The sequence below is a fragment of the Pseudomonas sp. MF6767 genome (assembly GCF_016405475.1).
GTDB classification, from domain to species: Bacteria; Pseudomonadota; Gammaproteobacteria; order Pseudomonadales; family Pseudomonadaceae; genus Aquipseudomonas; species Aquipseudomonas paracarnis.
In genome coordinates this window covers 424,018-449,791 of the sequence record NZ_JAEKCY010000002.1, presented here as the reverse complement: position 1 = coordinate 449,791, position 25,774 = coordinate 424,018, and the positions used below count along the sequence as shown (strand labels likewise).

Below are 25,774 nucleotides of genomic sequence, written 5' to 3'. Positions count from 1 at the left end.
GGTAATCAAACGGCAGGGTTGCGTTGGCAAACCTGCCGCAACAGGCTATCGGGCTGAATTGGCTGGCAACACGTGGGCCGCGGCCAGGGCAGGGTAGGAGTAATGTGGCCGGTAATCGACAAGTTCTTGAACCATCTCAGGCTCTTTCTGGGTGCCAATATTGAATCGCAGCAGCGTTCCTGATGTCTTTTCCACCGTATTAAGGTGGTTGTTCTTGGCAAAATCCAACTTCACTTTCGAGTCAGCGAGCAACTTTATGTCGCGTGGAGAAAGCGTGGGGTATTTCGCTTTGAATTCCCGATAGTACGTTTTGAACAGGCCCGTTGGGTCTTTGCCCAAAAAATAATCCATGTGCACAGGACCTGCGAATGACTTGGTGGGTATGTTGGTCAGGTTGGAGATTTCATCACCCAGCGAGTTCGGGCCGTTTGCGCCGGAATAGCAGACGCGAAGCACAATGTTTTTATATTTGCTGAAGTCAATTTTTTCCGCACGAAGTTTATTGACGATGTCTTGCGCCGAATAGAACTTGCCGTTTGCGCCTACGACTTTCGCGGGCTCTCCGGTGGCCGGTTCAGTCCCATGTCCGAATATATTGAGTCGTGGGGCGCCTTTGTAAATATCCTCGAAGGTTTGTATGTCGCCATCGATGGCCTTGAAACCCCTCCATGGACCGCCCAACCGAATCACTTCACGTAATGCTGACTCAGGCGAAGGCGCCGCCGGTAAATCACCTACGCGTGTTTCCTGCGGTACCGTATGAATGGCCGCGACTCCAGTACGTGAGGAGGTTTGAGTGGGGTGTGCTCTTGCGAGGTGAAGCATTAACATCGCTATGTTGATGAATAAATCTGTTGCGGCTGCTTCTTTGTTTCCTTCCCTGCTCCCGGCAAGCGTCTTGATATCACTTATGATGCTGTCTGCCTGAAACGGCATACCGATTAAAAAGGCACTCTCTGGCATGAACAGAAATGCCGTATTGAGTAATAGGCCTGCCCCTTCTTTAATCCCTTCCCAGCGACTTTCCCCGTTGGATACGGCTTGGTGTTCGGCCAGCGATGTCAGCGCCCTTGAATTTGCTTCATACAAGTAGTTCATCAGTTGCCCGGTTTGCAGCTCGGACGACAGGTCGTGAGTCGCCAGTGTGGGCGGCGCAGGCGTGAACACGGGCGTATATGTCGGCATATGCGGTTCGCGAAAGCCATCGTGCCTGTAGACGGCGCGGGTTGTCTCATCAGGCAGCCAGGCAAGAATGTCTTTTTGTAGCTCCTTCTGTGTCTGGACAGACTCCATTAGCGCCTGGCGCGAAGGAAACTGCAGCAGGGGTGCGCTGGAATTCAACGGGCGATAAAGAATGTGCGGGCCGACTGTGGTGTCTTTGGGTTCGATCAGGAACATGTTTTCGACCACATCGGGCACCGCGCCGGGCAGGCGCATGAGCGCCAACGGGCGCACGGTGATTTCGTTGCCATTGACGAACTTCTTCCCTGGCGTTGGATCCAGTATTGCCTGGAGGTAACGAAAACCCATGGCGTTATCGAAGCCAGCCTCGCCTTTGGCCGTCAGTTCCAGGGCCCTCATTTTCAGTTCAATCGGGACTTGCTCGGCGAACAGCGCTTGGCGGCTGGTTTTTTTTTCAGGATCGTCGAGCAGCTCGCGCCTGACTAATTCGGGGTAGTTCTTGCCGGCATCGATTTGCTGAATCAGCTTACCCAGTTCGCCCTCTTTTCCGAGCTTGGCTAGATGAATGCCCGTCGGTTTGTGACGCACCTCCACCCGACCTTTTGGTAATCCTGAAAGGTTGCGTACAAAGGTTTCGGTGAAGGACAGGGTGGTGGTTTGGGTTGATCCGAATCCGCTGGCCGGGGCGCCATAGGGAGTGTGAAAGATGACTTCCAGATCCTTGATGTCATAGTGAAAGAGTGGAGGGTTGAGGGCTTTGATCTGTTCCTGGATATAAGTGCTAATGTCCGGAATATCACTGCCAAAGCTCTTGCCCTTGTGCCGGCGCTCGAAGCCCGCCATCTCCAGAAGCAGGTCATGGTAAATAAAGCGATTGGCATCCGAGGCGGTTTTCGACCATTCGGGACGCTTGAGCCCGGACTCTTGGGATGGTCGCGCCACGATCAGCGCGGGATCAGTGTCGGCGTTGGCGTCCCCGTTGTTAATCATGACGTTCGCTTGCAGGTAGAACGCATCAGCGTCGAAGGCTTTCAGGCTGGGCTTGTTGGTGCGGGTCGGTGGTTGCGCCTCGGGGTTTTGCTGTTCCCAGGCCTGCTGGGCAGCATCCAGGGAAGCATAAGGGGTAACCTTTCCGCTGGGTTCGCACATCAGCACTGCGAGGGTGCGATCCCCAGCCTTGCGTTCGATGAACAGGTTAGGGGTTTGAACGTTCGGGCTGTCTGGGTTGGCCGGGTCAGTGCGGACCATGAAGTGAATGGTTGTCTTGGAGTTGTCTGTGGGGTTGAGGTACCCGTGGGGAAACCTTGCTACCGTATCCAGTGTTTCGCGCTGTATGTCATTGAGACCTGGAGATTTTAAACTGGCCAGGCGCAGGTTGCTGTGCAGCAGTTGGCCGAGCATTGACCGCCGACTACCCGCGTAAATCGGGGTGACACTGAGCGCTGTGTCGGCACTCAGCCCAGGGGCCGGCTCATTGAACGGCGGCTCATTCCAATACGTGATCTTTGCCGCTCGAAGCGTTTCGTTCAGCTTGCCGGGCAACTCGCTCATAGCCTTCTGTAGCGCTGACCTATCGATAGGAAGTGCAGTACCCGCAGGTTTGCCGGTACGGGCGATCACGTCCTCGCGCGTATCGACGAATTTGCCAGCGCTGTCGAAAACCGGCGCGGCGCCTCCAGCGACATGGCTGATGATCATTTCCATCAGCGGTGTTTCAATGTGCTCACCTGGATTGTCCGGATCGGGAACGGCGAACGCCAACTGCTCCACGTCGAGGTTCAATGACGCATCGATGGCGTCCTTGAGTAATCCCGATACGACCGATTGCAACCCGGGCTCTGCGTTAAACAGACGGTGGGCGATGTCGCTCACGGGGCTGGCGACGGGCGGCTTGGCGGTGGTTACCGGCGCAGGCGCTTGAACGACAGTAGGTGTTGGAGGGGTTGTGATGCCTGCAAGTGTTTGTAGGGCTGCCTGCTGCAGTTCGCGAATCCCACGCGAGGTGTCAGCAGAAGGGTTGTTTTTTTTCAAGGAGGGGAAGCCATCGCGGATGAGCCCTGCGACTTGTTCGAGCCACTTCTGCTCTGAGCCGGTTTCCCGAGTCACGCCGTAAAAGTCCAGCATCATAGAGAGATCCAGCGCTTGCTGGGTACGAACGGGCCCCTCGTAGACCGAGCCGCTTCTCCCATATTTGCGGGCCGCGCTTGAAATGTCGGGTTCGAGGGCCGCCCATTGGGGGCAAGTCGACGTGCGCAAAACAATCGATTTACGGCTGCCGTCAGGGTTTCGTACGTAGCCTTCCAACTGGCCTGTCGGCAAGTGGATAAACAAGGATGACACCTCGAGATTATGTTCTTTCGCAAACGCCAGGAAAGCGGGGCTGGAGAAGCATTTGCCGAACGCCTCGCGTGTGTGTGCGTAGGTTGAGTCGTCAGGCACATTCAAGAAGGGGAGAAAGGTTAGCGACTGATCATCGATGCGCCTTTGATAGCCGATCCTCGTGAGGATTCTGGCACACTCCCGTGCCACTTCCCGATCAGCCGTCTCGACGCGTTCGGCGGGCGTCGGTGTGCGACTGGAGTCGGCAAGTGTGCCGCTGCGTTCAAAGGTGGCTTGGGTGATCGTCTCCTTCACGCTGCGTTGTGCTTGCCTGGCACGCAAGGTCTGTTGCGAGATGTCCAATGGCAGGGGGCCGTTGGGGATGACCAGAGAGGGGAATGTATCGGCTTGCTGGAGTGCCGCGATCACGGCCCGCGGATTGCGCGTAAGCTCGGTTCTAGCGATAGCGTAGAAGTCTCCGACCAGGTAACTGGGAGGCGTGTGTTCGCCGGTGTAGCGGAACCAGGTCGTCGACGGGGCGCCCAGCTCTCTGGCCGCTGCGGCGACGTCCGCCGATGCCTGTGACCAGCCAGGGGTGAACTCCGTGAAGCTGTTGGGGGAGCCATTGATCATGCACGTCATGGTTCCCTCTTGAGGGTTCCAGCTGAAATTGGACAGGTCGATGTGATGGGCTTTGGCAAAGGTTGCAAACGGCTCTGCCCTGAGCGCCTGGTTAAAACGTGCCCACGCTTGGCCGAAGCTGGAAAAAGGCGGAACCTGGGTGAGGGTCGGGGCGGTGAGTGACTGTCTGTTGGTTGTGAGCTCCTCAGCGACCTGGCCCATCAATGCCGCGCTGAGCTGCTGTGCCAGCTCGGCATCACTCTTTTCCACCAACGTGCTGACGTGTCCTTGAGTGAGCAGAAATTGAGGCGAACTTGGTGCGCGTCTTGAAACGGGCTCGGATCGACCAGGATTTTCCGGCTGCTGAGCGATGTCATACTTCAGCCTTTCATCCGGGTTGACCGGCCACGCAAAGGTGCCTGTTGGCGTTTGTTGCGAAGATGAGGGTGGAACATGGTTCGTGGCTGCCGGGATCGTCATGGAAGTCTCCGTCTATCGTTATGAAAAGCGCGCCTTCTGTGGCGAATTTTCGTGGCTTTTCTGTACGAAGGTGTTCCGTATCCACTTAATACGAAGGGTTACAGCCGCTGATGCGGGGAGCCGTCATGTGTCACAGTCCTTTGCCTGTTCGTTGTGACAGGTTGAAATACGCCGCCGTTTTCTCCCCGCCGCGTCCCTGAGCAGAGTGAGGTGCCTATGCAAGCAACCCGATTGACTCTCGTATGTCATGCCGTGACCCCCATGCAAAAGCAGGGGCGGTTTCCCGATGACGAGTCGTTACTGATGGATTGGCAGAATGCGCGGCTGTCACTGACGGATCGGTTCCGCAAAAGTGTGCGCCTGATATGCGGGCCCGAAGCGCGGACTCGCCAGACGGCAACGCTGTTCGGTGACCACGCCGTGGTTGAGCCCGCGTTACGCGATGGCGATTTTGGCCATTGGAAGGGGCAGGACACTGCCCAGCTTGATCGCGATGAATTGATGACTTGGCTCACCGACAGCGCCAGCGCCCCCCATGGCGGCGAGTCGGTGGAGCACATTTGCGCGCGCGTGGGCGAATGGATGAGGTCACTGGAGTGCCAACCCGGCCATGTGGTGGCCGTTACACATCCCTTGGTCATCCGCGCTGCAATGCTGTACGTCATGCAATTTCCAGTATCGATGTTCTACCTGATCGATGTCGAACCGCTGTCGCGCACCGAGCTGCGTTTCAACGCGGTCTGGCGCCTGCGCCTGGAAACTCACGCCTGATGCGTTGATCATGGCAAAATCCACGCCCCGCACTGAGAGCAACCCATGAAACGCATCCTGATCATCGGCATTGGCGCCGGCAACCCCGACTACATCACGATGCAGGCCGTGAAGGCGCTGAACCGTACCGACGTGTTCTTCCTGATGGACAAGGGCCAGAGCAAGGACAAGCTGATCGACCTGCGCCGGGAAATCTGCGACACCTATATCACCGAGCCCGGCTACCGTTTTGTCGAGGCCGACTGCCCGGAGCGTGTGCGCGGTGAAATCGACTACACCACCGCTGTGCAGGACCTCAACCGCGATAAGCAGCAGACCTTCGAACGCATGATCAACGAAGAAATGGCTGACGGTGAGGTGGGGGCGTTCCTGGCCTGGGGCGACCCGGCGCTGTACGACAGCACCATCCGCATCTTGCAGGCGACTCTTGCCAGTGGTCGCTGTGTCTTCGAGTTTGAAGTGATCCCCGGCATCACCAGCGTGCAAGCCCTGGCGGCGCAGCACAAGGTGGCGCTCAACCGTATTGGCAAGTCCATCGAAATCACCACTGGGCGCCGGTTGGCGGCGGGGCAGGCGAGTGATGCCGATACCCTGGTGGTCATGCTCGACGCCGAAGATTCCTACCGCAGTGTGGCGGATCAGGACCTGGATATTTACTGGGGCGCCTACCTGGGCACCCCGGACGAGATCCTGATCAGCGGTAAAGTGGCGCATGTGGCAGAAGAGATCGAACGGGTACGCAAGGCGGCGCGCCTGGAAAACGGCTGGATCATGGACACCTATTTGTTGCGCAAACCCTGAGGTAAACCCGATGCTCAAACAACTTGCCCTCGCCTTGGCCCTGGTGGCCGGCGCCGCTCATGCCGACTCCGGCTTGCACACCGACTTGCCTTTGTCCTACCTGGAACAGACCCAGGGTGATGCGCGCAACCAGCCGCTGGTGATCTTCCTGCATGGGTTTGGCAGCAACGAGGAAGATCTGTTTGGTATCAAGGACGCGTTGCCGTCCACCTGGACCTACCTGTCGGTGCGCGCGCCGCTGCCCGTGCAGCCGCAAGGTTATCGTTGGTTCACCAAGACCGATGAGCCTGAGTACAACGGCGAGACTGATGAACTGTTCAGCAGCGCCCGGCTGATCAAGGACTTTGTGCTCAAGGCTACCGCCAAGTACCACACCCAAAGTGATCGGGTGTTCCTGGTGGGGTTCAGCCAGGGCGCAATCATGTCTTACGAGGTGGCCTTGCGTGAACCCGAGTTGGTACGCGGTATCGCTGCGCTCAGTGGCAGCGTGCTACCGGTGCTCAGGTCTGCGCTCAAACCTGATGCGTCCATGGGCAAGCTGGCGATCTTTATCGGCCATGGCACCTTGGACCAGGCGCTGCCCTTTAGCTCGGCCACGCAGGCGAACAAGGTGCTGACGGGGTTGGGGCTCAAGCCGGAGTTTCATGAGTACCCGGGAATGAATCACACCATCAGCGAAGCGGAAGTGCAGGACTTGAAAGCCTGGCTAGAGAAAAGCCTGAAGTGAAAATGCGGTTAAAAATGTGGGAGCTGGCTTGCCTGCGATAGCCATAGGTATCTACACAACTTCGGCACGACGCTAAATCTGTGGCGAGGGAGCTTGCTCCCGTGACGGCCTGGCAGCCGACACAGATATAACTGATGCCCCGCGATCCAATGTGGGAGCTGGCTTGCCTGCGAAGACGGCCTGGCAGTCAACACAGTTGGACCGTGTACATATCCATTCCTGCGGTAACGGCCACTTAGGGTTCCGCCCTTACGGCGGCTCACTTTGCAAAAGCGGCAAAGTAAGCAAAACGCTCTTGCCCCACCACTCGGCACCTCGCCTAGGCTCGGTGTGCCCGTAATCCGCCAGTGATCTGGGGGGGCCGCCGCCACGCGCCATCCATGGCGCGGGGCGGCTAAACCGGCATCCCTGCCGGTTTACCCCCCAAATCCCTGTCGAATTCCGGCCAGCGTGGTTTAACGGGGCGCCTAAGATCAAAAGCAGATCAAGAGCGGCTCGCTTCGCATCGTGGTTACCGCTGAGCTTACAGAGTTATGTAGATACCTATGCTGCGATAGCGGTGGCTCAGTAAAAGATTCAGTGACTGACACACCGCCATCGTAGGCAAGCCCGCTCCCACATGGGTTTTGTGTTGGCTGGAAGAGGGGGCTACTTGCCGCCCGTAATCTGCTTCACCAACGCCGCATGCCCCTTCACATCATCAGCCCGGGAAATCGCCTGGATCACCAGCAAATGGTTGCCCGAACCACCCAGGAACGTGGAGTTCAAGGTCTTGCCTCCGCCTTGGGTAGCGCTGCTGTCCACCTGGCGCAGGCCCAGGCCCTTGCAGGTGAGTTTCTTCTCCCCCAGTTTCTTGAAGTCGGGCATGGCGGCGCTCTGGTCTTTGACGAAATCAGCCACGGCGCCGTCGAGGAACTTCGGGTCGTTATCCTGGATAGTTGCTCCATCGTTGCGCACGGTTTCGGCGACGATCACCACACTTTTCGTCGTTGAGTTAGCGTACAGGGTGCCTTGGGTGTCAGCGGTGCCGTCTTGCGCCGTGCCGGAGGGCAGGGTGTCGGCGCTGTAGGCTTTGGGCAGTTTGAAGGTGAACTTGCCACCCAAGGTGGAGATTGTCTGTGTGGCGGGCTTGGTGGCAGCGAACACGCTGCCGGCGGTAAGCGCTAGGGCGAGCAGCATTGCGGTTTTGGTGAACGTGGCCATGAAGCACTCCGGGGTTGAACGAAATTGCGGCGTATTCTGTCAGAAAATTCGCAATTTCGTTCATCCAGCCCATCACAGCTTGTCGGAGGATTCCTCGTCAAGCCTGTCCATTTCAAACAAGCGCGCCAGTTCCGCACGGGCTTCCTGGGCAGTTTGCATGACCTTGGCCGCGTCGTCGTATACCGCGTGTTGGGCGGCAAGTACCTGCTGGTCGTGGGTTTTGAAACGGTTGATGCGCGCATCGGCCTGGGCCTGGCTCAAACCGAGGCCGACCAGGGTACGGCGGCTCATTTCCAGGCTGGAGTAGAAGGTTTCGCGCACCGGTGAAGCGTCCAGGTCCACCAGGCGGTGTACGTGCTGGCGGTTACGCGCACGGGCGATGATCTTCATGTGCGGGTAGAGGTTGCGCACCAGCTCGGCGGTCTTGATGTTGATCTCCGGGTCGTCCATGGCGATCACGAAGAACTCCGCTTGATCGACTTTGGCGGCGTGGAGGATTTCCGGGCGTTGGGGGTCGCCGTAGAACACCGGCATGCCGCCGAAACTGCGGGTCAGCTCGATGGTTTCCACCGAGGTGTCGAGGGCGATGAACGAGATGTTCTGCGCGCGCAGGATTCGCGCCACGATCTGGCCCATCCGGCCCATGCCGGCGATGACCACGCGAGGCGCATCGCTTTCGATGGCGCGGTATTCCTCGGGCACTTCCACCGGCTTGGCCTTGGGTTTGAACAGCTTCGGGCACACCAGCAACAGCAGCGGAGTCACGGCCATGGACAGGGTGATGGTGAGCACCAGCACGTCGTACAGCTGCGGTTCGAACAGGCCCTGGTCGCGACCGATCTTGAACACCACGAAGGCGAACTCACCCCCCGCCGCCAGCACCACGCCCAGGCGCAGGGCACTTTCGCGATTGAGGTCGCCCACCATCCGCCCGACGGCGTACAGCAGCGGCAGCTTCAAGCCGATCAGCAGCAGGGTCAGGCCGATCACCACCAGTGGCGTGCTGAGCAGCAAACTGAGGTTGGCGCCCATGCCCACGCTAATGAAAAACAGCCCCAGCAGCAGGCCCTTGAATGGCTCGATCTGGGATTCCAGTTCGTGGCGGTATTCCGAATCCGCCAGCAGCAGGCCGGCGAGGAAGGCCCCCAGGGCCATGGACACGCCCACCAACTCCATCAGCCAGGCGGTGCCGATCACCACCAGCAGCGCGGTGGCGGTGGACACTTCGCGCAGGCCGGTCTTGGCCACAATGCGAAACACCGGGCGCAACAGGTAGCGCCCGCCGATGATCACCACCGCGATGCTGCCGAGGATCTGCAACACATGTTGCAGGCCCTGGGCTTCGGTGGTCGGATGATCGCTGCCGGCCAGCAACGGCACCATGGCGATCAGCGGGATGGCGGCGATGTCCTGGAACAACAGGATGGCAAAGGCCAGACGCCCGTGGGGTTGGTTGAGCTCCTTGCGTTCGGCCAGGCTTTGCAGGCCAAACGCCGTAGACGACAGCGCCAGGCCCAGGCCCAGCACGATGGCGCTGTTCCACGACTGGCCAAACAGCCATAGCGCGACCGCGCCCATCACCACACCGGTGAGCAGGACCTGGGCCAGACCGACGCCGAACACCGCCTTGCGCATCACCCACAAGCGTTTGGGCGACAGCTCCAGGCCGATGATGAACAGCAACAGCACCACGCCCAGTTCAGAGAACTGCGCCACGCTTTGCGGGTTGCCGATCAGGCCGAGAACCGACGGGCCGATGATCACACCGGCAAACAGATAGCCCAGCACCGCGCCCAATTCCAGGCGCTTGGCCAGGGGCACGGCCAGCACGGCGGCGAACAGGAACACCACGGCTGCTTGTAACAGGTTGCCTTCATGGGGCATCACGAACTCCATCGTTTACGTAGATCAACTCGGGGGGCCATTGTGGCGAGGGAGCTTGCTCCCGCTGGGCTGCGAAGCGGCCCCAAAAAACTGCGGGCGCTGCGCACCCGAGCGGGAGCAATCTCTGGCCACAAAATATTCCACAGCAGGGGAAATAGAGCGCTATTAGAGCGCTTTTTCACATTTTGAAACTTGTATTTTTGTCGCGACAGTCAATGGATGTTGGCCCTCATCCCATTCTTACGCCGGTTTTACGAAAGTATTAATACCATTTAATTCAATGGCTTTCGCGCGGGTCTACTAACGTTTCGAAAAACTGGATCAGTAGTCACCACGGTCAGGTGTTTCGAATTCGATGCGTGTGGATCGTTGAAACAAGGCGTGCACGCAGTCACGGATGAAAGGCTTGGACCACAAGGAGTAGAACGTGGATAGAAGACTTGCGACTGCCGCTTTACCTCGTGTTTCTGCACTTTCTCTCGCGATTCGCCTCGGAGTGGCCGGGCTGGTGATGGGCCTGGCAAGCCCGGATGTGTTTGCCGCCTGTAGCCCGGCAAGCCCTACGGTCGGCGCGACGGTGACCTGTACGGGCGTGCCGTCATTGCCATTGTTCCTCAACACTTTCAGCAGCGCGGTCAATAACCTGACGGTCAACGTCAATGCCGGGGCGCAACTCAACGCAACGCTGGGCGGCAAAGCACTGACCCTGACCGGCAACAACGCCACGTTGAACAACTCCGGCACCATTGACCCGGCACTCCTCGGATTGGTTTCAGTGTTGAGCGGTGGTGTGGTGATCGGCAACACGGCAGCCAGCGTGTTGAACATCACCAACAGTGCCACCGGCATCATGCGCGGTACTGGCGCGTTGCTGGGGCTGAACCTGGCCTCGTTGGATGGCATGGCCCTCAACGCCACCAACGGCGCAGGCGGCACCACCACGATCGTCAACAACGGCGTCATTGGTTCTTCCTCCTTGCTCGGCCTGTCGCTGTTCACGTCCGATACCCCGGTGGTAGCCGTGCAGGGTGGCGGGCAGGTCAATATGACCAACAACGGCGCCCTGACCGGGCGCGTGGCGTTCGAGAGCTCCACTACAGGGAACACGTTCCGCAACACCGGCACTATCTCTGGCGGCGTGTCGATGGGGACCGCCAGTACCAACACGTTTACAGCGGTCACGGGGTCGCAGGTGACCAGTGGCGGCGGCCTCGGCTTAAGCCTGGGCGGACTGATCGGCGTGAACCTGACGTTCGCGCCCACCGGCCAGGTGGACGGCGGCGCAGGCGGCAGCAACTCGCTGATCCTTGAAAACACGACGGGTGTCGGTGGTGGCAGTACGGGCACCGGCACGGCTTCAAGCGCCAACTATGTCAACTTCAACAACCTGGCCATCAACAGTGGCACCTGGACGTTGCAGGGGCCGCTGGTCAGCGGCAGCACTACGCTCAATGGGGGTGTGGCGCAATTCAATAACAACGCGACATTTGGCAGCGGTGTGCTCACGTCTAACGGCGGCGCTATCGAGGCCACTGGCAACGGCCTGACACTGGCCAACCTGATGACCCTGGGTACCGGTGGTTTAACGGTACAGGGCGCCTCGACCGGGCTGACCCTGAGTGGTGTGATCTCGGGCGCCGCGGGTGTGAGCAAAGCGGGTATCGGCGAATTGATCCTCAGTGGCGCCAATACCTTCCAGGGTGGTACCACCTTGAACGCCGGCACGCTTACATTGGGCAATGCCGCGGCGCTAGGTACCGGTGCCTTGACCGTGGCGGGTGCAGGTATTTTGCAGAGCAATGCTGCGCTGACAACCAGCAATGCGATTACCTTGAACGCGAATCTGACCGTAGACGGCGTGAACCCGCTGACCCTTGGCGGGGTTGTCAGCGGTGGTTCCGGGTTGATCAAGGAGGGCGTATCGAGCCTGGCGCTTACGGGCAACAATACTTACACCGGCGCCACGGCCCTCAACGCCGGTTCGCTGGTGGTTGGCTCCAATACTGCGCTCGGCGCCAGTGTGTTGAACGCCTCGGCGGGTACCACGCTGGATGCCAGTGCAGCAGTGAGCCTGGGCAATAACCTCAACCTGGGCGGTAACCTGACCCTTGGCGGCAGCAACGCGCTGACCCTTGGCGGTGTGGTGGCGGGCCTTGGTGGGTTGATCAAGAACGGCCCGGCGGATCTGATCCTCAATCAAGCGAACACTTACCTGGGCAACACTGCGCTGAACAGCGGCAAGCTGGTAGTTGGCGCCAGTGGTGCCTTGGGCGCGGGTACGTTGAATGCAGCCGGGGGCACGACCCTGGACGCCAGTACCAGTACGACGCTGGCCAACGCGATCAACCTGGCCGGTAACCTTGGAATCGGTGGCAGCGCCAACCTGACCCTGGGCGGCACGGTCAACGGTGCAGGCAGCCTGACCAAAGACGGCGCGGCCGGCCTGACACTCAGCGGCAGCAATAATTTCCTGGGCGGCACTACTCTGAATGCGGGCAGCCTGACCGTCGGCAGCAATACGGCGCTTGGCCTGGGCAACTTGACCGTCGGCGGCGCCGCAACCCTGGACAGCAACTCAGCGGTGGCACTGGGCAATGGCATTGTCCTCAACGCCGGGCTGATCGTCGGCGGCACCAATGGGCTGACCCTGGGCGGTGTGGTCAGCGGCGCGGGGGCGCTGATCAAGGATGGCCTGGCCAACCTGACCCTTGACGGCACCAACACGTTCACCGGTGGCACCAGCCTCAACGCCGGTACGTTGACCTTGGGCACGGCAGGCGCATTGGGCGCGGGCCCCTTGACGGTAGGCGGTGCGGCCACTCTGGATACCAGCGCGACCTTCACCCTGGGCAACGGGATTGCCTTGAATGGCGACCTGACGCTCGCGGGTAACAATGACCTGAACCTCAGCGGCGTGATCAGCGGCGCCAGTACGCTGATCAAAAATGGCTTGGCTGACCTGACCTTGAGCGGCAGTAACACTTTTACCGGGCCATTGAATATTGTCTCCGGCAGCGTCACCACCGGCAGCGCCGGTGCATTGGGCAGCACCTCCGGCGTTGATGTCAGCGCTGGCGCTGCGCTGAACCTGGGCGTCGATTCCAGCCTGGCCGGCCTCAGCGGTGCGGGTGGCGTGGCAGTCGGCGGCGGTTTGGAACTCACCGTGGGTGGCGTGAACACCAGCAGTACTTTTGACGGTGACCTCAGCGGCGCGGGCAGTTTGATCAAGGTGGGTACCGGCACGCTCACGCTCAACGGAATCAATGGCATCACCGGTAACACGGCGATCAACGCGGGCACTCTGGATGTCGATGGTTCCCTGGGCAGCGCGTCGGTCAACGTGAATACCGGCGGCACCCTCACCGGCAGTGGCTCGCTATTGGGTACGGCGAATATCAACAACGGCGGGCACCTGGCGCTGGGCAGTGGCACGACCTTGTCGGCTGGCGGCCTGAACATGAGTGCCGGGGCCAGTCTGGATGTGGCGCTTGGCGCACCGTCGCTGACCTCGCTGATGAATGTCGGTGGCAACGTGAATCTGGCCGGCGACCTTAATGTGAGCGATGCCGGTGGCTTTGGCGCCGGCGTGTATCGCTTGATCAACTACACCGGCGGCTTGACCGGCGCATTGAACGTCAACACGGTGCCGCTGGGTTATGGCCTGGGTGATCTGCTGGTACAGACCTCAGTGGGCAGCCAGGTCAACCTGGTGGTAGCGGCGCCGAATATTCGTTTCTGGGACGGCAGCAACACCCTTGCCAACGGCACTGTCGACGGTGGCAACGGCACCTGGACAGCGGGGGGCACCAACTGGACCTCGGCCGACGGCCTTTCCAACCAGACCTGGGGCGGTGGCTTTGCGGTGTTCCAAGGTGCTGCGGGGACTGTCAGCGTGAATGGCGTACAAACCATCACCGGTCTGCAATTCGTCACCGATGGCTACAGCCTGGTCAATGGCACCGGTGGGCAGTTGAGCACCGGCAGCGGCAACTTCGCCGTGCGCGTCGACCCACTGGCGACTGCCACCCTCGGCGTCGATATCACCGGCGCGGGCGTTCTGAACAAACTCGATACCGGCACGCTGGTGCTCAATGGCGCCAACAGCTACACCGGTGGCACCTTGCTCAATGGCGGTACCTTGGTGGTCGGCAGCAACACCGCGCTGGGTACTGGCGCCCTGACTGCTGCGGCGGGCACCACACTGGACAGCAACGCCTCCGTAACCCTGGGCAATAATGCGGTACTCAGCGGCAGCCTGACGGTCGGCGGCAGCAACGCATTGGCGCTCAATGGCGCCATCAGTGGCATCGGTGGTCTGGTGAAGAACGGCACGGCAGACCTGACACTCGGCGGCACCAATACCTTCCTGGGCCCTGTGGCCTTGAACGCAGGCGGGCTGATCCTGGCCAGCAATACGGCGCTGGGCGCGGGCGTGTTGAACGCCGCCGGCGGCACAACATTGGACGCCAGCACGGCGGTTACCACCACCAACGCGATCAATCTGGCTGGCAACCTGGGCATCGGCGGCACCGCTGACCTGACGCTCGGCGGCGCAATCAACGGTGCGGGCAGCCTGACCAAGGAGGGCGCGGCCAATCTGATCCTCAGCGGCGCCAACGCCTACCTGGGTGGCACCACCATGAACGCCGGTACGCTGACCTTGGGCAGTGCCACCGCCCTTGGTCTGGGCAACCTCACCGTTGGCGGCGCGGCGACCCTGGATAACACGGCAGCGCTGAGTGTGGGCAATGGCGTCGTGCTTGACGCCAACCTCGCCGTCACCGGCAGCAATGACCTGACCCTGGGTGGCCTGGTCACCGGCACGGCTGGCCTGAGCAAAGACGGCGCGGCCAACCTGACCCTCAATGGCGTCAACACCTTCCAGGGCGGCACCACCCTCAACGCCGGCACGCTGACCCTGGGCACGGCAGCGGCCCTGGGTACCGGCGCCTTGAACGTAAACGGCGCGGCCACGCTGGCTAACAGCACGCCGCTGGTATTGGCCAATGCGGTCAACCTCAACGCTGGGCTGACCGTGGGTGCTCTCAACAATAACCTGACCCTGGCCGGCGTGCTGGCCGGCAGCGGTAGCCTGGTCAAAACCGGCACGGCGGATGTGAGCCTGACCGGCACTAACACCTTCAACGGCCTGTTCGATGTGCAATCGGGCAGCCTCACCACGCTGGGCAACGGAGCACTGGGTGTCGGCGCCGGGGTCAACCTGGCGAGCGGTACGTCCTTGAACCTGGGCGGCAGCGCCAGCCTGGGCGCCCTCACGGGTACCGGGCTTGCCACAGTAGGGGCCGGCAGCACCTTGAGCGTCGGCAACAATAACCTCGACAGCACCTTCAACGGCGTCGTGGCAGGCCTCGGCAACCTGGCCAAAGACGGCACAGGCGCCTTGACCCTCGGCGGCCTCAGCGTGGTGACCGGGGACGCCCAGGTCAACGCCGGCAGCTTGCTCGTCAATGGTTCCCTGGCCAGCGCCAACGTGGCGGTGGGCAGTGGTGCCACCCTCGGTGGTACCGGTACTTTGTTGGGCAACGTGAGCATCGCCGACGGCGGCCATCTGGCCGTCAATTCCGGCGCGACCCTGACCACCGGTTCGCTGCTGCTCAATGCCAACTCCAACCTGGATGCGGGCCTCGGCGCGCCCGCCACGGGCGGCACGGCGCTGGTGCAGGTCAACGGCAACCTGACTCTGGACGGCACCCTCAACGTCACGGATATCGGCGGCTTCGGTGCGGGTATCTACCGCCTGATCGACTACACCGGCGGCCTGACCAACAACGGCCTGCTGCTGGGCAGCCTGCCGGTGAACATCCCGGCCAGCGACCTGGACCTGCAAACCGCTATCGGTAACCAGGTCAACCTGCTGGTCAACGGCAGCACCAACGTGCAGTTCTGGGACGGCAGCCAAACCACGGGCAATGGCACCATCGAAGGCGGCAGCGGCACCTGGAGTGCAGGCGCCAGCCAATGGACCGGCGTCAACGGCGCATTCAATACAGCCTGGACCCCGAACAGCTTTGCCGTGTTCCAAGGCACGGCGGGCACTGTCACGGTTGACGGCGCGCAAGCCATCACCGGTTTGCAGTTCGTCACCGATGGCTACAACCTGGCCGGCGGGGCAGCGGGCGCCTTGACCCTGTTCAACGGCGTGGGCGGCAACACCGCCGTACGTGTCGATCCCGGCGTCACTGCCACCCTGGGCGTCGCGCTCAACGGCGGCGGCACCCTGGCCAAGCTCGACACCGGCACCCTGGTGCTTAACGGTGCCAACAGCTACACCGGCGGCACCGCCCTGGATGGCGGCACGCTGGTGGTCGGCAATGACAGTGCCCTGGGCAGCGGCGCCTTGACCACCGCCAACGGCACCACCCTGGACAGCAACACCGCAGTCAGCCTGGCCAATGCGCTCAACGTCAACGGTAGCCTGACCCTCGGCGGCAGCAATGCCCTGACTCTGGCCGGCACCGTGGCGGGCACGGGCAGCCTGATCAAGAATGGCATCGCCAACCTGACCCTCAGTGGCAACAACACCTATGCCGGCCCAACCGCACTCAACGCAGGCGGCCTGATCCTGGCCTCCAACACGGCCCTGGGCAGTGGCGCCCTGAACGCGGCCGCCGGCACCACCCTCGACAGCAGCACGGCGGTCGCCCTGGCCAATACGGTCAATCTGGCCGGCAACCTGGGCATTCTAGGCACCGCCGACCTGAGCCTGAACGGCCTGGTCAGCGGTACCGGTGGGCTGACCAAAACCGGCGCGGGCGACCTCACGCTCAACGGCGCCAATGCCTACTTGGGCGGCACGCAGTTGAATGCCGGCTCCCTGACCCTGGGCAATGCGTCGGCCCTGGGCAGTGGTGCCTTGGCGGTCAATGGGGCAACCACCCTGGACACCAACACGGCGTTGGCCCTGGCCAATAACACCAGCCTGAATGCCGCGCTCACCGTCGGCGGCAGCAACGACCTGAGCCTCAACGGCGTGGTGGACGGCAGTGGTTCGTTGACCAAGGCCGGTGGCGCCAACCTGACCCTGAACGGCGCCAATACCTACAGCGGCGGCACGGCACTCAATGCCGGTACGCTGACCCTCGGCAGCACCACGGCCCTGGGCTCGGGCGCGCTGACCGTCGGCGGTGCGGCGACCCTGGCCAATAGCACGCCGCTGGTGCTGGCCAATGCGGTCAACCTCAATGGCGACCTCAGCGTCGCTGGCAGCAACAACCTGACCCTGGCCGGCGTACTCGCTGGCAATGCAGCGCTGATCAAGAATGGCGCGGCGGACCTGCTGCTGACTGGCAACAACAGCTTCAGCGGCCCACTGACCGTGGCGGCCGGCAGCGTGACCACGGCGGGTAATGGTGCGCTGGGAACCACCTCCGGCGTCACTGTCGGCAGCGGCGCGAGCCTCAACCTGGGTGGCAATGCCAACCTCAACAGCCTGGCTGGCACCGGCACGGTGCAGGTGGCGGGCGGCGCTACGCTGGCGGTGGGAGGCAGCAATCTTGATAACAGCTTTGGCGGCGCGCTCAACGGTGCCGGAAACCTGGATAAAAACGGCAGCGGGGTGCTCAACCTGAGCGGCACCAATGCCCTCAGCGGCGCGGCCAACGTCAACGGCGGTACCTTGAATGTCACAGGTTCCCTGGCCAGCGGCACGGTGGCGGTGAACAGCGGCGCAACCCTGGCCGGCAGCGGTTCATTGGCCGGCGCTGTGTCCGTGGCCGACGGTGGGCACATCGGCCTGGCCTCCGGCAGCACACTGTCGGTGGGCTCGTTGGTGCTGGGTGGCAACTCGAACCTGGATGTTGGCCTCGGCACCCCGGTGCTGGGCGGCGGCACAGGCCTGCTGAATGTCGGCGGCGACCTGACTCTGGACGGTAACCTCAATGTCACCGATATCGGCGGCTTTGGCAGCGGCGTCTACAACCTCATCAACTACACCGGGGCCTTGACCGATAACGGCCTGGCGCTCGGCACACTGCCAGGCAGTGTGGTACCGGGTGATCTGCAAGTGGAGACCGCGATCACCAGCAAGGTCAACCTGCTGGTGACTGCGCCCAACACCACCGTACAGTTCTGGGATGGCAACAGCCTGATCGGCAACGGTGCGATTGACGGCGGCAACGGCACCTGGAACGCCGGCAATACCAACTGGACCAATGTCGACGGCACCCTCAACCAGGGCTGGGTCAACAGCTTCGCGGTGTTCCAAGGCGCGGCGGGCAACGTGACGGTGGACGGCACGCAGAACATCACCGGCATGCAGTTCGTCACTGATGGCTACACCCTGGGCTCCGGCACGGCGGGCGTGCTCAACCTGGTCAATGACGGCACCGGCAACACCGCGGTGCGCGTCGACCCCAATGCCACCGCGACCCTGGGCGTGACCCTCAACGGCGCTGGCACCCTGGCCAAGCTCGACAGCGGCACCCTGGTACTCAACGGCAATAATGGCTACACCGGCGGTACCGCGCTGAATGGCGGCACCCTGGTGGTGGGTAACAACAGTGCCCTCGGCACAGGCGCTCTGACGGCGGCCGGCGGCACCACCCTGGACAGCAACGCGGCGGTCAGCCTGGCCAATGCGGCTGTACTCAACGGTGCCTTGGCGGTGGCAGGCAGCAATGCGCTGACCCTCGACGGGGTTATCAGCGGCAGCGGCAGCCTGGTGAAAAACGGTGCGGCAGCGCTGACGCTCAATGGCGTCAACAGCTACAGCGGCGGCACTGGCCTGAACGCCGGTCAATTGATCCTTGGCAATAATGCTGCCTTGGGCAGTGGTGCCTTGACGGTCGGCGGCGCGGCGCAACTGGATGGCAGCACCGACCTGCAACTGGCCAATACCCTCAACCTGGGTGGCCCGCTTACCCTGGCCGGCAGCCACGACCTGGCCCTCAACGGCGTGGTCAGCGGCAGCGGCGGCCTGGTGAAAAATGGCAACGGCGACTTGTTGCTGACCGCGGCCAACACCTACAGCGGCGGTACCACGCTCAACGGCGGCAGCACCACGGGCAACACCGCCAGCCTGCAAGGCGCTATCGTCAACAATGCGGCGTTGACCTTTGAGCAAGCCACCGACGGCACCTACACCGGCAACCTCACCGGTACCGGCGTGTTGAATAAAACCGGTACCGGTGCGTTGCTGCTCAGCGGCACTAACACCTTCACCGGCAACACCAACGTCAACACCGGCAGCCTGCTGGTCAACGGCACCTTGAACAGCGCCGCGGTACAAGTCGCCAGCGGCGCGACCCTCGGTGGCAGCGGCACCCTGGGCGGTGCGGTGAACATGGCAGACGGCTCGGTGCTCCAGGCCGGCGCCGCGACGCCGCTGTCGGTGGGTTCGCTGGGCTTGTCATCGGGCACCACCCTGGACTTCGCCCTCGGCGCGCCGGGTGCCTCCAGTACGGCGGTGAACGTGGCGGGCAACCTGACCCTGGACGGCACCCTCAACGTCAGCGATACGGGCGGCTTCGGCGTCGGCGTGTACCAACTGTTCCGCTACGGCGGCAGCTTGACCGATAACGGCCTCACCTTTGGCACCTTGCCGGTGGCACTGGGCAACCTGAGCCTGCAAACGGCGCTGGCCAACCAGCTCAACCTGGTGGTGCAAACCGCGCCAGGGCAAATCCAGTTCTGGAACGGCGGCACCACCAACCCCGATGGCACCATTACCGGTGGCAGTGGTACCTGGGGCCCGGGCACCAACTGGACTGACCCGACCGGCACCCAGGGGCAGGCGTCCACCAACCAGTTCGCGGTATTTGGCGGGCAGGGCGGCACCGTGACCGTGGTTGGCAACCAAGGCTTCACCGGCCTGCAAGTGCTGGACGCCGGCTACGTGCTGACGGCCGGCGAAGGCGGTAGCTTGAGCCCGACCAACGCGGCGGATGGCAGCCTGGCGGCGGTGCGGGTCAATTCCGGCGTGACCGCCCAGATTGATGCTCCGCTGGTGGGAACCGGCGGCATCAACAAGCTGGATGCCGGTACCTTGCTGCTGACTGGCGCCAATACCTACACCGGCGGCACCACCGTCAGTGGCGGTACGCTGGCGGGCACCACCACCAGCCTGCGTGGCAGGATCCTCAACAACGCGCGGTTGTTGTTTGCCCAACGCACCAATGGCCAGTTCAGCGGCACCTTGAGCGGCACCGGTGCGCTGATCAAGCAAGGCGCAGGCGCGCTGTTGCTGACCGGCAACCAGCCGTTCAGCGGCACCGTGGCGGTGGAAGAGGGCGTGTTGCAAGTGGGCAACGCGGCCAACCCAGGCGCCGTGCTCGGCGGCCAAGTCACCGTGGCCAACGGTGCGGGGCTGACCGGTAACGGCAGTGTCGGTTCGCTGGTCAACAACGGCTCGGTGACACCCGACAGCGGCAAACTGACCGTGGCCGGCAACTTTACCAACGCCAGCACCGGTGCGCTGAACCTGGTGATCACCCCATCCACCACCGGCTCCCTGGCCGTGGGCGGTACCGCCAACCTGGGCGGCACCTTGAATGTGGTCAACCTGGCACCCTATGCCGGCGCCACCACCTACACCCTGCTGACGGCGGGCGCAGTCAACGGTACCTTTGCCACCACCAATCTGGAGAACTTGGCGTTCCTCACTTCCGCGTTGAACTACAGCCCAACCCAAGTGGCCCTGGCGGTCAGCCGCAACGACGTCAGTTACGCCAGTGTGGCGGCCACTGGTAACCAGCGCGGCGTGGCGGCGGCGTTGGGCACAGGCACCGGAGTCGGTGGCGCAGCGGTGCAAAACGCCCTGCTTAATGGTGATGTGGCAGCGGCACGCGCGGCCTTCGACAGCTTGTCCGGCGAAATCCACGCCAGCACCGCCAGCGCCATGCTTGAAGACTCGCGTTACGTGCGTGATGCGGTCAACGAGCGCCTGCGCCAACCCGGTTGCTACCGCGAGGACGACCCGCGCAATGCCCTGGCACCCAGCGAAAACCACCTGAGCAGCGCCGGTTGTCACGGTGAGATGGTCGGCTGGATGCGCGTGCTCGGCACCTGGGGCCATATGGGCGGTGACAGCAACAGCGCCAAGCTGGACCGCAACCTCAGCGGCTTCCTGCTCGGCACCGACAAGCAAGTGGACGACGCCTGGCGCGTCGGTGTGGCCGCCGGCTACACCCGCAGCGACCTGGACGCCAAGCGCCGCAATTCCAGCGCCGATGTGGACAGCTACCACCTGATGGCCTACACCGCCTACCAGCAGGAAGCCTTCGCCGCACGCATGGGCGTGGCGTACAGCTGGCATGACGTCGAAAGCAAACGCAACGTGGCCGTCGGTGGCGAGGGCCAACGCCTCAAAGCCGATTACAAGGCACGCAGTGCGCAGGTGTTCGGTGAAGTCGGCTACACCATCCAAACCCCTAGCGTGGCCCTGGAACCGTTCGCCGGCCTGGCCTACGTCAACTACGACAGCGACACCATCAAGGAAAAAGGCGGTTCGGCAGCCCTGCGTGGCGATGCCGACCAGGACATCACCTACTCGACCCTGGGCGTGCGCATTGGCCAGACCATCACCCTGGGCAACGGCTCGAAAATCACCCCACGGGGCAGCATCGGCTGGCGCCATGCCTTCGGTGATACCAAGCCCGACGCCGACCTGAGCTTTATCAATGGCGGTGGCTCGTTCAGCACCCAAGGCGTGCCGATTGCCAAGGACAGTGCAGTGGTGGAAGCGGGGCTGGATTACCAGATCAGCCAGAACGGCAGACTGGGCCTGGGCTATTCGGGCCAACTCTCGCGTAACGACAAGGACCACGCAGTGACCGTGAGTTTCTCCCTCGGTTTTTGATCACGGCCGAGTTTTTTGAACCGCCCGAAAGGGCGGTTTTTTTTGGAAGATTTTTTGAAGAAGTACGTTGGTTCATGAAAGCAGGGCATTTATTGCTCACCGGGCAGCCTGAAGGATGTGAATACAATTTCTTCCGGAACACGGCTGGCGACCAACCGACGCCGGCCTAAAGTTATGCACTTGAGTTTATATTCCTTGGGTGGCATATTTGCATGGTCTGGGACATTGAATACACGGATGAATTCGAAGAGTGGTGGGATGGCTTGGATGCAAAGGAGCAATCGTCGGTGGCTGCCAGTGTTGATTTGCTGGGGCTGTTCGGGCCTGGGCTGCGCTTTCCCCATAGCAGCGATATCAAGGGTGCTCGGCACGGCAACCTGCGAGAGTTGCGGGTACAGCATGCAGGGCGACCTTACAGGGTGTTGTATGCCTTCGATTTTCGGCGCTGTGCAGTGTTGCTGATAGGTGGCGATAAAACCGCACAGCACCGTTGGTACCACGAGTACGTACCCTTGGCAGAGAAGCTGTACGACGTACATTTAGACTCATTGCGTAAAGAGGGCCGTGACCATGGCTAAGAAATTCGCGGAACTGAAAGCTCGCATGACACCTGAGGCGCACGCCGATGCCGAGCAGATATTTCAGCAACACGTGAAAGAAATGCCGCTGCATGAGTTGCGCAAAGCCCAGCAACTGAGCCAGGCAAGCCTGGCAAAGGCATTGAATATCAACCAGGCAGCGGTTTCGAAGATGGAGCGTCGTACTGATATGTACATCAGCACGTTGCGTGACTACATACGTGCGATGGGGGGCGAGCTGGAAATCATCGCCACTTTTCCGGATGGCCAGGTCAAAATTGACAACTTTGCCTGTTGAAGTAGCTGGGCTCTTCGCCAGATTCAGGCTATTCCAATTGTCCTGAGCGTGGCGAACGCTGGTCAGGATTCACCTTCCTTGTCGGCTCTGTTTGTTACTATCGCCATCCCTTCCGCCAGGAGTCACCGCCCCATGCAACACCAGTGGGATGAAATGCACCGCACCCGCAAACCCACGTTCGTCTTGTGTGGCGAGCCCCAGGGGGATGTGCTCAATCTCTATGTTCACGGTTATTCGGCATTCTTCAACCGTCAGCAACTGGGCAGTTTCAAGGAGCAACTGGCCGGTATCGAAGGGTCGACCAACCTGATGTTGTTCTGGCCGGCGGGGCATTTTCTGGAAAACCTGTTTGCACCGTTCAAGGACGTGCTCGCCTCGCTGCTCGGCGGTGGCGGCCTGGGCGCGGCGACGGTGGGCGTGGGCAAGGCCATTGCCTATTTTCTCGACCATTACAAAAGTGTCGAGGCACGGGTCGATGAAGTGGCCAAGACGTTATTGCCAGAGCTGGCCGGCTACCTGCACGACCAGTCGCTGCCGGTACGGCGTATCAACCTGATCGGCCACTCCCTGGGCGCGCGTATCCTGGTCAAGAGCTTGCTGGCCAGCCCCGAGATTGCTCGCGAACTGCCGCTCGATAACCTGTTGTTGATGGGCGGGGCGATTTGTACATCGAGCCCCTGGGATGATGTGTCGGCGCCGCTCAAGGGGCGGTTGATCAACTGCCACTCCAGCAAGGACTGGGCGCTGGCCATGAAACCCGATACCGAGCGTTGCATTGGCCGCTATGCGATTGACGTAACGCCCGCGCTCAAGTCCAAGGTCACCAATGTGCACCTGGCCAGCTTCGATCATGCCGCCTATTGGCCGCAGTTGAAGACGGTGGTGCAGTACACCGATTTGCTGCAGGAGCGGCGCGGCATGATCCGTGTGGACTCGCGCAGCAGTGAAGTGCGTTTTGCCGAAGCGGACGTGGACCTGTACCCGGCATTGGTGCAAGCGCGGCCGGAGGAGCTGAAGTTTCTTGCCGAACTGATGGCGCAAAAGCGCAGTGCCGCGATTGATGCCAGTGTGCGCGAGCCGTTGAAACTGGCCATTGAATTGCAGCGCATGGGCGGTGATAGCTTTATGAACCTGGCCCGTGGCCATGGCGTGGGCTATCGCCAGATTGCCGAAGATGTGGCGCAACGCCTGGGCATCAAGTTCGACCAGCCACTTGAGCACGTGGCGCTGGCAGAGATCGAAGGGCAGGTCGCAGAAACACTGATCGAGCAGTACAAGGACAAACTCAGTCGCGCTGATCGCCAGGCGTTCGAGGCCGAGCTCAAGGCGGCTGCACAAAAAGAGCAGGGGCTGTTCAACCGTTTCGATCTGGGGCGTTCGGCCACCACCGCCTTGAGCGGCACGGCGTTGGCCGGGCTGACTGGGTTTATCCTGCGGCGCGGTGCGGCCACGGCGATTCCGGTGGTGGGCCAGGCGCTGGCTGCGGCGATGTTGCTGGTCAGCGGGGTGCGAGCGTTTTCCGGCCCGGCATATTCGATCACCACCCTGGCGGTACTGGTGATCGGCGTGATTCGCCAGCGCATGGAGCGCGAGGCCCTTAACCAGGAACTGGAGCTGGTGGTGCAAGTGGTGGAAGCGTTTGACCTGCCGCGAGACACGCTGATGCGCACGGTCGCGTCCGACTGATAAGCTGCTGCTCAAGTCTTGTGTATTTGCCTGGAATACCGCGTGAAATTCAGCCTGCCGAAAATCGCTACCGCCCCGTTCTGCCCGCCGGAAGTGGCCGGCTCTGTCGCTGTTGATCCCAAGGCCTCGTTTTTTAAACGGGTGCTGATGTTCGCTGGCCCCGGCCTGTTGATCTCCATCGGCTACATGGACCCCGGCAACTGGGCAACGGCCATTGAAGCCGGTTCACGCTACGGCTACAGCCTGTTGTTTGTGGTGCTGCTGGCCAGCCTGGCGGGGATGGCGGTGCAGTGCCTGTGTTCACGGCTGGGTATCGCCACTGGCAAGGACCTGGCGCAACTGTGCCGTGAGCGCTACAGCCAGCGCTCTGCTCGTACCCAATGGGTGTTGGCGGAAATCTCCATCATCGCCACAGACCTTGCCGAAGTGCTCGGCTGCGCCCTGGCGTTTCACCTGTTGCTGGGCGTGTCGCTGACCACCGGCATTGTCATCACTGCTTTCGATACGCTGTTGATCCTGGCCCTGCAAAATCGTGGTTTTCGCCGCCTGGAAGCGATCATGCTGGCGCTGGTCGCCACCATCGGCGTGTGCTTTTTCATCGAACTGGTGCTGATCAAACCCTACTGGCCCGACGTGCTCAGTGGCTTCACTCCGTCACTGTCGGCTATCAGCGATGCGGCGCCGTTGTACTTGGCCATCGGTATTCTCGGCGCGACGGTCATGCCCCATAACCTCTACCTGCACACCTCCATCGTGCAGACCCGCCTGATCGGCAAGGACCTGGCGAGCAAACAGGACGCGGTCAAGCTGGCGCGTATCGACACCATCGGCTCCCTGGCCTTGGCGCTGTTGGTCAACGCCGCCATCCTGGTGCTGGCGGCTGCAGCCTTCTACAAGACCGGCCATACCGATGTGGTGGAGATCCAGGACGCCTATCACCTGCTCGATCCCTTGGTCGGCGGTGCTTTCGCCAGCATTCTGTTCGGTATCGCCTTGCTGGCTTCGGGCCAGAGTTCGACCTTTACCGGCACCATTGCCGGCCAAGTGATCATGGAGGGTTACCTCAACCTGCGCATACCCTGCTGGCAGCGCCGCCTGATTACCCGTGGGCTGGCGCTGATCCCGGCGTTTCTAGGTGTATGGCTGATGGGTGATGATGCCATCGGCAAGCTGCTGATTCTCAGCCAGGTGGTCCTGAGCCTGCAGTTGCCCTTTGCGCTGTACCCGCTGATCCGCATGACTGGCGACAAGCAATTGATGGGGCCATTCGTCAACCGGCTGCCCACGCGGCTGCTGGCGTGGTTTCTGTTCGCGGTGATCAGTGGGGCGAATGCGTGGTTGATCGGGCAGTGGTTGTTCTGAGCTAGGGTTGAGTCATGTGCTCGTTTTCTCAACACCGCCTTCGAACA

The 25,774-nt window shown here is 61.7% G+C and carries 11 protein-coding genes; 8 read left to right on the top strand and 3 right to left on the bottom strand.

Going from position 1 to position 25,774, the window contains the following annotated elements; genetic code table 11:
* Positions 1–45: 45 nt before the first annotated feature.
* On the bottom strand, positions 46–4,602 hold the full coding sequence (locus JFT58_RS05150) for a DUF6543 domain-containing protein (protein ID WP_140915210.1): 4,557 nt from the start codon (positions 4,600–4,602) through the stop codon (positions 46–48).
* Positions 4,603–4,818: 216 nt separating this feature from the next.
* Between JFT58_RS05150 and JFT58_RS05145 the strand changes: the two genes are divergently transcribed.
* From JFT58_RS05145 to JFT58_RS05135, 3 genes are read left to right on the top strand one after another with little or no spacing between them, the layout of a single operon-like run.
* Positions 4,819–5,373 carry a histidine phosphatase family protein gene (locus JFT58_RS05145; RefSeq protein WP_054898542.1) on the top strand — a complete coding sequence of 185 codons (555 nt, stop codon included), beginning with the start codon at positions 4,819–4,821 and terminating at the stop codon, positions 5,371–5,373.
* Between the two features lie 45 nt (positions 5,374–5,418).
* A complete protein-coding gene (gene cobF / locus JFT58_RS05140; RefSeq protein ID WP_198834310.1) occupies positions 5,419–6,174 on the top strand; it encodes a precorrin-6A synthase (deacetylating) in 756 nt (251 codons plus the stop codon).
* A 10-nt stretch (positions 6,175–6,184) separates the two neighbouring features.
* Complete coding sequence (locus JFT58_RS05135; protein WP_054898540.1) at positions 6,185–6,901, top strand: alpha/beta hydrolase; 717 nt, start codon at positions 6,185–6,187, stop codon at positions 6,899–6,901.
* A 648-nt stretch (positions 6,902–7,549) separates the two neighbouring features.
* On the opposite strand, the gene JFT58_RS05130 is transcribed toward JFT58_RS05135, so the two are convergent.
* Complete coding sequence (locus JFT58_RS05130; protein ID WP_198834309.1) at positions 7,550–8,104, bottom strand: hypothetical protein; 555 nt, start codon at positions 8,102–8,104, stop codon at positions 7,550–7,552.
* A gap of 72 nt (positions 8,105–8,176) precedes the next feature.
* Positions 8,177–9,988 carry a monovalent cation:proton antiporter-2 (CPA2) family protein gene (locus tag JFT58_RS05125; protein ID WP_054897037.1) on the bottom strand — a complete coding sequence of 604 codons (1,812 nt, stop codon included), beginning with the start codon at positions 9,986–9,988 and terminating at the stop codon, positions 8,177–8,179.
* A gap of 427 nt (positions 9,989–10,415) precedes the next feature.
* Between JFT58_RS05125 and JFT58_RS05120 the strand changes: the two genes are divergently transcribed.
* The 5 genes from JFT58_RS05120 to JFT58_RS05100 all read left to right on the top strand — a co-directional run bounded on the left by JFT58_RS05120 (position 10,416) and on the right by JFT58_RS05100 (position 25,727).
* Positions 10,416–21,803 carry an autotransporter-associated beta strand repeat-containing protein gene (locus JFT58_RS05120; RefSeq protein WP_198834308.1) on the top strand — a complete coding sequence of 3,796 codons (11,388 nt, stop codon included), beginning with the start codon at positions 10,416–10,418 and terminating at the stop codon, positions 21,801–21,803.
* Between the two features lie 212 nt (positions 21,804–22,015).
* A complete protein-coding gene (locus JFT58_RS05115; RefSeq protein WP_034127312.1) occupies positions 22,016–22,381 on the top strand; it encodes a type II toxin-antitoxin system RelE/ParE family toxin in 366 nt (121 codons plus the stop codon).
* A complete protein-coding gene (locus JFT58_RS05110; RefSeq protein WP_054897039.1) occupies positions 22,374–22,679 on the top strand; it encodes an XRE family transcriptional regulator in 306 nt (101 codons plus the stop codon). The genes JFT58_RS05115 and JFT58_RS05110 overlap by 8 nt, the downstream gene beginning before the upstream one ends.
* Positions 22,680–22,811: 132 nt before the next feature.
* Positions 22,812–24,365, top strand: coding sequence for a DUF726 domain-containing protein (locus JFT58_RS05105; protein ID WP_198834307.1), 1,554 nt, complete (start codon positions 22,812–22,814; stop codon positions 24,363–24,365).
* 42 nt (positions 24,366–24,407) lie between these two features.
* Positions 24,408–25,727, top strand: coding sequence for an Nramp family divalent metal transporter (locus JFT58_RS05100; protein WP_003191984.1), 1,320 nt, complete (start codon positions 24,408–24,410; stop codon positions 25,725–25,727).
* Positions 25,728–25,774: the final 47 nt, after the last annotated feature.

Coding starts and splice junctions, on each gene's coding strand:
- JFT58_RS05150 (WP_140915210.1), bottom strand. CDS start 4,602: ATGACGATCCCGGCAGCCACGAACCATGTTCCACCCTCATCTTCGCAA.
- JFT58_RS05145 (WP_054898542.1), top strand. CDS start 4,819: ATGCAAGCAACCCGATTGACTCTCGTATGTCATGCCGTGACCCCCATG.
- cobF (WP_198834310.1), top strand. CDS start 5,419: ATGAAACGCATCCTGATCATCGGCATTGGCGCCGGCAACCCCGACTAC.
- JFT58_RS05135 (WP_054898540.1), top strand. CDS start 6,185: ATGCTCAAACAACTTGCCCTCGCCTTGGCCCTGGTGGCCGGCGCCGCT.
- JFT58_RS05130 (WP_198834309.1), bottom strand. CDS start 8,104: ATGGCCACGTTCACCAAAACCGCAATGCTGCTCGCCCTAGCGCTTACC.
- JFT58_RS05125 (WP_054897037.1), bottom strand. CDS start 9,988: ATGCCCCATGAAGGCAACCTGTTACAAGCAGCCGTGGTGTTCCTGTTC.
- JFT58_RS05115 (WP_034127312.1), top strand. CDS start 22,016: ATGGTCTGGGACATTGAATACACGGATGAATTCGAAGAGTGGTGGGAT.
- JFT58_RS05110 (WP_054897039.1), top strand. CDS start 22,374: ATGGCTAAGAAATTCGCGGAACTGAAAGCTCGCATGACACCTGAGGCG.
- JFT58_RS05105 (WP_198834307.1), top strand. CDS start 22,812: ATGCAACACCAGTGGGATGAAATGCACCGCACCCGCAAACCCACGTTC.